Annotated in this window: 6 protein-coding genes and 1 pseudogene; 4 read left to right on the forward strand and 3 right to left on the reverse strand. The window is 74.0% G+C overall.

Translation table 11 applies throughout. From position 1 onward, the window contains the following. The 3 genes and pseudogenes from AB0K09_RS26665 to AB0K09_RS26675 all read left to right on the forward strand — a co-directional run. Window positions 1–239, forward strand: a pseudogene (locus tag AB0K09_RS26665) (short-chain dehydrogenase); the annotation flags it as partial. A gap of 21 nt (window positions 240–260) precedes the next feature. Then, a complete protein-coding gene (locus AB0K09_RS26670; RefSeq protein ID WP_366067939.1) occupies window positions 261–932 on the forward strand; it encodes a UdgX family uracil-DNA binding protein in 672 nt (223 codons plus the stop codon). Window positions 933–992: 60 nt separating this feature from the next. Then, entirely contained in the window at window positions 993–1,394 is a 402-nt protein-coding gene (locus AB0K09_RS26675) for a ChaB family protein (RefSeq protein ID WP_366067940.1), read from the forward strand. Window positions 1,395–1,435: 41 nt separating this feature from the next. Here AB0K09_RS26675 and AB0K09_RS26680 read toward each other — a convergent pair whose 3' ends face one another. Then, a complete protein-coding gene (locus tag AB0K09_RS26680; RefSeq protein WP_366067941.1) occupies window positions 1,436–4,513 on the reverse strand; it encodes an FAD-binding and (Fe-S)-binding domain-containing protein in 3,078 nt (1,025 codons plus the stop codon). 154 nt (window positions 4,514–4,667) lie between these two features. Between AB0K09_RS26680 and AB0K09_RS26685 the strand changes: the two genes are divergently transcribed. Continuing rightward, window positions 4,668–5,036: a hypothetical protein gene (locus AB0K09_RS26685; protein ID WP_366067942.1), complete on the forward strand. Its 369-nt coding sequence runs from the start codon at window positions 4,668–4,670 to the stop codon at window positions 5,034–5,036. A gap of 1 nt (window position 5,037) precedes the next feature. Here AB0K09_RS26685 and hypE read toward each other — a convergent pair whose 3' ends face one another. Together hypE and hypD are read right to left on the reverse strand one after the other, a co-directional pair. Beyond that, window positions 5,038–6,087 (reverse strand): hydrogenase expression/formation protein HypE, encoded by a 1,050-nt coding sequence (hypE, locus tag AB0K09_RS26690; RefSeq protein WP_366067943.1) that lies wholly within the window; start codon window positions 6,085–6,087, stop codon window positions 5,038–5,040. 49 nt (window positions 6,088–6,136) lie between these two features. Beyond that, complete coding sequence (hypD, locus tag AB0K09_RS26695) at window positions 6,137–7,438, reverse strand: hydrogenase formation protein HypD (RefSeq protein WP_366067944.1); 1,302 nt, start codon at window positions 7,436–7,438, stop codon at window positions 6,137–6,139. Window positions 7,439–7,449 lie beyond the last annotated feature (11 nt).

Consider the following 7,449-nt stretch of genomic DNA (forward strand, 5'->3'; position numbering starts at 1 on the left):
GGCCGGAGCTGGTCCTCACCCCCTTGGCGAAGGCGGCGGTCCGGGTGCACGGGGTGGCACCCGCCACCACGACGCGGGCCCTGTCCCTGGCGGCCCGGCTGCTGCCCGGCCCCGGTCCGAAGCCGCGGCGGCGGGTGCCGGGGCACGAGGCCGCCCAGGAGGCCGGTTCGTCCGTACTGGGGCGGCTCACCGCGCTCAACGACCGGGCCGGCCGCCGGTTCAACCAGCGGGTCGCCTGACGCGGCGGGGCTGGAGGCGCCGTGACACCGAGCACGCCGGCCCGGGGGGCTCCGGGCTACGACGCGAGTCCCTACGTCCCCGAGGGCGCCGATCTGGAGGCGCTGCGGGGCGCGGCGGCCCGGTGCGAGGGCTGCCCGCTGTTCGAGAACGCCACGCAGACCGTCTTCGGGGCGGGTGAGGCGCACGCGCGCGTCGTGCTGGTCGGCGAGCAGCCGGGCGACCAGGAGGACCGGCGCGGACAGCCGTTCGTCGGCCCGGCCGGCGGGGTGCTGGTGCGGGCCGTGGACGAGGCCGGGATCGATCCGACGGACACCTACGTCACCAACGCGGTCAAGCACTTCAAGTTCGAGCAGGCGCCCCGTGGCAAGCGCCGCATCCACAAGCCGCCCGGCCTGCGCGAGATCGGCGCGTGCAAGCCGTGGCTCGTGGCCGAGCTCGCCCTGATCGACCCCGAGGTGGTCGTCGCGCTCGGCGCGACGGCCGGGAAGGCGCTGCTCGGCTCGTCCTTCCGGGTCGGCGAGCAGCGCGGCACGGCGCTGCCGCTGCCCGCCCTCGACGGCGGGAACGGGGAGGGCGTGCTGGTGGCCACCATCCATCCGTCGGCCGTCCTGCGTGCGGACGACGCCGCGCGGGCCGAGCTGTACGCGGGGCTGGTCGCCGATCTGAAGGTGGCCGCCCGCCTCCTGGAGTGACGGACGGGCGGGAGGGTACGCGACGTACAGATCTGTACGCACCGATGGAGGTGAGACGTCATGCCTGGACGGGAGGAACTCCCCGACACCCTCCGGCGCTCGGACGCCAAGGCCCGGCGGACGTGGATCAAGGCCCACGACTCGGCCGTGGAGCAGTACGGCGAGGGCGAGCGGGCCCACCGCGTGGCCTACGGCGCCCTCAAGCACACACACGAGAAGGTCGGGGACCACTGGCAGCCCAAGGAGCACGGCCGCAAGGGGCCCTCGGACGAGCAGTCCCGGCGGCCCCGCGGCACCAGCGACGCCTCGGCGGAGGGCGTGGACACCCGCGCCAGCAAGCGGCACCTGCAGGAGGTGGCGCGCGAGCTGGACATCCACGGGCGCTCGACGATGGACAAGGGGGAGCTCGTCGACGCGATCCGCAAGGCGAACGAGAGGGCGACGGCGGCCGCGCGGCGCTAGCGAGCCGGCCCTCTGGGCCCGGACCGGCTCGCCGGGAAGGCCTACGCTCGCCTTCGCCGGAGTCCGCGGTAGGCCGCCGCCGCGGTCGTGGCGGTCAGGGTCGCCGCGGCCGCCGTGGCGTACAGGGCGTCGCGGGGGCGGGGGGACGGGCGGGGGGCCGCCGCGGTTTCGGGGTGGTGGGCGGGGGCCGAGCCGGGGCCGGTCAGGCCCATGGCCAGGGCCTCGGCGAGGTGCATGGCCCGCCGGCCCGTGTGCTGGTCCTCGATCTGGGTGCGGCAGCTGAAGCCGTCCGCGAGGACGAGCGCGGAGGGCGCGGCACCCCGGACCGCGGGGAGGACGCCGAGTTCCCCGATGTCCACGGACAGTTCCTCGTGGCCGCGCTCGAAGCCGAAGTTGCCGGCGAGGCCGCAGCAGCCCTCGTCGAGGACCTCGGGGGTGATGCCGGCGCGGCGCATCAGCTCGGTGTCCGGGTCGAACTTCATGATCGCGTGCTGGTGGCAGTGGGTCTGCACGACCGCGTGCCGGGCCAGCTGCGGGGGCCGCCATGGTTCGGGGGCGTGGTGGAGCAGCAGTTCGGCCAGGGTGTGGGTCTGGGCTGCCAGCCGCTGGACGTCCTCGTCGGCGGGCATGAGTTCCGGCGCGTCGGCGCGGAAGACTGCGGTGCAGGAGGGTTCGAGTCCGACGATCGGGGTGCCGGCGGCCAGCCAGGGGCGCAGGACGTCGCGGGTGCGGGTCAGCACACGGCGGGCCGTGGCGAGCTGGCCGGTGGAGATCCAGGTCAGGCCGCAGCAGACCGGCCGTTCGGGTACGGCGACCCGGAAGCCGGCGTCCTTCAGGACCGTGACGGCGGCCTGCGCGACGTGGGGGTGGAAGAAGGTGCTGAAGGTGTCGGGCCACAGCACGACGGCGCGGGGGTCGCCGGGTTCCGGGGGCGGGCTGCCGTGGCGTTGCCACCAGGCGAGGAAGGACTGCTCAGCGAAGAGCGGGGCGGGGCGGTGGGCGGCCACTCCGGCCAGCCGCTTGCCGGCCGCCGCGAGGCCGGGGGCGTGCAGGAGCGCGTTGGCCGCGCGCGGGGACGCCTGGGCGAGGCGGGCCCAGAGCGGCAGCCAGCCGAGCGCGTAGTGGGACGCGGGGCGGAGCCGTCCCTCGTAGTGGTGGGCGAGGAACTCGGCCTTGTAGGTGGCCATGTCCACGCCGACCGGGCAGTCGGACTTGCAGCCCTTGCAGGCCAGGCACAGGTCGAGCGCGTCGCGCACGGCGGTGGAGCGCCAGCCGTCGGTCACGGGGCCGTCGGCGTGGCCGCCGAGCATCTCGAAGAGCAGGCGGGAGCGGCCCCGGGTGGAGTGTTCCTCCTCGCGGGTGGCCCGGTAGGAGGGGCACATCACGCCGCCGCTGTGGGAGCGGCACTTGCCCACACCGACGCAGCGCATGACGGCACGGCCGAACTGGTGGTCGTCCTCGGGGTACTGGAAGTGGGTGGCCGGCGCGTCGGGGCGCCAGGAGGGCCCCAGGCGCAGGTTCTCGTCGACGTGGTGGGCGCGGACGACCTTGCCGGGGTTCATGTGGTTGCCGGGGTCGAAGAGGTCCTTGAGCTCGCCGAAGGCGCGGACCAGGCGGGAGCCGAACATACGGGTCAGCAGTTCGCCGCGGGCCTGGCCGTCGCCGTGTTCGCCGGAGAGCGAGCCGTCGTAGGAGCAGACGAGGTCGGCGGCCCGGTGCAGGAAACGGCGGAAGTCGGCCACGCCCTCGGCACTGCGCAGGCCGAAGGGGATGCGGGTGTGGACGCAGCCCTGCCCGAAGTGGCCGTAGACGGAGGCGGCCTCGTAGCCGAACTCGGCGTAGAGGCGTTTGAGGTCCCGCAGGTAGTCGCCCAGTCGTTCGGGGGCGACGGCGGAGTCCTCCCAGCCCTCCCAGGTCTCCCGGTCGTCCGGGGGGCGGGCGGTGACGCCGAGGCCGGCTTCGCGGGCCTTGAGCATCTCCTCCTCGCGCTCGGGGTCGTCGGAGAGGGCGACGGTCTCGTCGTCCTCGGAGCGGCGGATCGCGGCGAGCAGGGCGCGGGCCTTCTCGTCCGCCTCCTCGACGGTGTCGCCGGTGAACTGCAGGAGCAGCCAGCTCTTGCCGGCCGGGAGCCGGTCCAGGGAGTCGAGGTAGGCGCCCTCTTCCCGCATGAGCTGGGCCATGCGGTCGTCGATGGCCTCCAGTTGGGCGGGCTCGCAGTGCTCGAGCAGGCGGGGCACGTCGTCGGCGGCGGTGCAGATGTCGGGGTAGCCGAGGACGACGGTGGCCATGGCGGCGGGCACGGGGACGAGGGACAGTTCGGCGTGCAGCACCGTGACCAGGGTGCCTTCGCTGCCGGTGAGCGCGCGGGCGACGTCGAAACCGTTCTCCGGCAGGAGGGAGTCGAGGTTGTAGCCGGAGACGCGGCGCGGGATCCGGGGGAAGCCCTGGCGGATGTCGGCGAGGTAGTCGTCGGCGATGCGCTTGAGGCCCCGGTAGAGCTCGGCGCGGCGGCCGCCGGCCGCCTGGATGCGCGCGTACTCCTCGTCGTCGGTGGGGCCCACCCAGCAGCGCAGTCCGTCGTAGGTGAGGATCTCCAGGCGGCGGATGTTGTCGACGGTCTTGCCATAGGCCTGGGCGGTGGCGCCGCAGGAGTTGTTGCCGATCATGCCGCCGATCGAGCACTGGCTGTGGGTCGAGGGCTTGGGGCCGAACTTCAGGCCGTGGCGGGCGAGCCGGCTGTTGAGCTCGTCCAGGACGATGCCCGGCTCGACCACGCAGGTGCGGGCCCGGGGGTCGACGGAGAGCAGCTTGTCGCAGTACTTGGTCCAGTCGACGACCACCGCGCGGTTGGTGCACTGGCCGGCCAGGCTGGTGCCGCCGCCCCGGGAGAGGACGGGCAGGCCGTACTCGGCGCAGACCCGCACCACGCGGGCGCCGGCGTTCACGCTGCGCGGCACGACCACGCCCAGAGGGACCTGCCGGTAGTTGGAGCCGTCGGTGGCGTACGCGCCGCGGCTGCCGGCGTCGAAGCGGATCTCCCCGTCGACCTGGTCGCGCAGCGCCGAGCGGGCCGCGTGCAGGAGCCGGGGCGGGAACGGGTCGGCCGTCCCTGCGGACATGGGCATCACCGCCTGGTGTGTCGGGAGCCTGGTCCGCGTACCCCGTGGCCGCGGGCCCACACCCAGCCTGCGGCAGGGTGCGGGGGCCTGCGCGTCGTGTAGGCCATTCGCGCGGGGGCGGATTCCGTTCCGGGCGGCCGGGTACCGAATGCGGGTGACCCTTCGGCATCCCTCCCAACGAGGCGGCGACCGGCGCGGACTCTTCGAACGGCTGGCCGAGAACGCGTCCAATTTCACCAGCTCGCCGGTGTTCTTCGTGATCTGTTTCGTGCTGGTGGCCAACTTCGTGGCCATGCACGTCGTCCAGCTGTCGGTGGAGCTGGAGCTGCTGGCGGCGGGCCTCATGACATCGGTGACGCTGTTGCTCCTGGCGTTGCTGAAGAACTCGGAGATGCGGGCGGAGCACGCCGTCCAGCGCAAGCTCGACGCGATCGCGGCGGCGCTGCTGGAGCAGCACGAGGGCAAGCCCGGCTCGGCGTTCGAGAAGCTGCGCGACGCGATCCGGATGGAGGAGGAGATCTGAGTCAGCAGATGCGCGGCAGCTGTTCGCCCAGCGGCAGGTCGACCACCCGGGTGCCGCCGAAGCGGGTGCGGGCGACGACCGTACCGGGGTGCTCGGCGACGCACTCGCCGATGACAGCGGCTCCTGCGCCCTGCGGGTGGCGCCGCATGGCGTCGAGCACGGCGTCCGCGTGCCCGGGCGGTACGAAGGCGAGCAGCCGGCCCTCGTTGGCCACATAGAGCGGGTCCAGGCCGAGGAAGCCGCAGGCGGCGGCGACGGCCTCGGGTACGGGCAGCCGGTCCTCGGCGAGGACCACCCCGGTGCCGGAGGCGGCGGCGATCTCGTTGAGGGCGGCGGCCACTCCCCCGCGCGTGGGGTCGCGCAGGACATGCAGATCGGGGGTGACGGCGAGCATGGCGGCGACCAGGCCGCCGAGCGGCGCCGTGTCGCTGGTGAGCTCGACGCCGAACTCCAGGCCCTCGCGCACGCTCAGCACGGCCACGCCGTGCATGCCGACGGGGCCGCTGACGAGGACCACGTCCCCGGGGGTGGCGCGCTGGGGGCGGATGTCGACGCCGTCGGGGATGAGCCCGATGCCGGCGGTGGTGAGGTAGACGCCGTCGCCGTGGCCCGTTTCGACGACCTTGGTGTCCCCGGTGACGACGGTGACACCGGCGGCCCGGGCGGCGGCGCCGACGTCCTGCGCGACACGGTCGACGACGGCGAGGTCGGTGCCCTCCTCCAGGATGTAGGCGCAGGACAGATGGGCCGGGCGGGCGCCGCTCATGGCGAGGTCGTTGACGGTGCCGTTGACGGCGAGGTCACCGATGCTGCCGCCGGGGAAGAACAGCGGCCGCACGACATGGGAGTCGGTGGAGAAGGCCAGGCGGGCGCCACCGAGGGTGAGGGCGGCGGAGTCGGCGAGGCCGCCGAGCGTCTCGTTGCCGTAGGCGGGCAGGAAGAGCTCCCGCACGAGTTCGGCGGAGAGCGCACCTCCGCCGCCGTGGCCGGGGACGACGACGGACCGGTCCCGCAGGGGTGCGGGGCAGGTCCAGGCGGACGGGTCGGGCACGGTGCCGTCCGGCAGGGTCCCGGCCAGTGGGGTCCCGGCCAGTGGGGTCTCAGCCAACGGGGGTCGCCTCCTCGGGGCGGTCGGTCCGGTGGGCCAGCCGGCGGTAGAGGTAGTAGGCGGCGCAGGCGCCCTCGCTGGAGACCATGGTCGCCCCGAGGGGCGTGCGCGGGGTGCAGGTCGTGCCGAAGGCGGCGCACTCGTGGGGCTTGATGAGGCCCTGGAGCACCTCGCCGCTGCGGCAGGCGGCCGGTTCCTCGGTGGTGACGTCGGTGACGCGGAAGCGGTGCTCGGCGTCGTAGGCGCGCCAGGCGGGTGCCAGCCGCCAGCCGCTGCCGGGGATGGTGCCGATGCCGCGCCAGGCGCGGTCGGTGATCTCGAAGACCTCGGCGAGCATCTGCCGGGCGGCCGGGTTGCCCTCGTCGCGGACGGCGCGGGGGTAGGCATTGTCGACCCGGTGCTCGCCGCTCTCCAGCTGGCGGACGGTGCGGCGGACGCCTTCGAGGATGTCCAGCGGTTCGAAGCCGGTGACGACGACGGGCACCTTGAACCGCCGGGCGAGCTCGGGGTATTCGCCGAGACCCATGACACTGCAGACGTGGCCGGCGGCCAGGAACGCCTGGACGCGGCAGCCGGGCGAGCGCATGATCGCCTCGATGGCGGGCGGGACCCTGACGTGCGAGACGAGCATGCTGAAGTTGCGCACGCCGAGCCGGTGGGCCAGATAGAGCGGCAGGTCGGCCCGGTGGGAGCCGGATTGTTCGGGCTCCAGGTGGCCGAGCCAGATCTGCAGCCGTTCGCGGGCCTGGGCGCGGTGCTTCTCGCCGACCGATCCCACCATCATGGGCACGAGCCAGGCCCGCATGACGAACTGCCGCCAGATCCTGCCGCGCGTCCTCGCGCCCGTCTTCTCGAAGTCCAGGTACGCGTCGCGTGCCTTGTCGTAGTCGGGGTGCTTCCTGAGGCACTCCTCCCGCCAGCGGTGCTCCTCCTCCCGCTCGTGGCGGAACGCCTCCTCGTACTGCACCCAGGGATCGTCCTTGTCGGGCCGCTCGTGCCGGGACGGCAGGGGGAACTTCTCCCGCAGCGCCTCGAAGGCGGCGTCTCCCCCGGCGCCCATCTCCTGCGCGATGGCCAGCCGGACCGGATACGAGGGCTCGGTCACCGCGATCTCGAAGAACGGCCCGTAGGCGGCCGTCCGGCCACGGGCCGGGTCACCCTCGCGCGCCCCGGCGACGGCCCGCAGGACGTCTCCGAACCGCTGCACGAGTGCCCGCTTGGCCCCTTCGAGCGTGCGCGGGTCGCCCACCTTGATCAGCTCCCAGCGATCGCGGAGGGATTCCGCGATCTTCATGTGCCCGGCGG

The sequence above is a fragment of the Streptomyces sp. NPDC049577 genome (genome assembly GCF_040675635.1).
Lineage (GTDB): Bacteria > Actinomycetota > Actinomycetes > Streptomycetales > Streptomycetaceae > Streptomyces.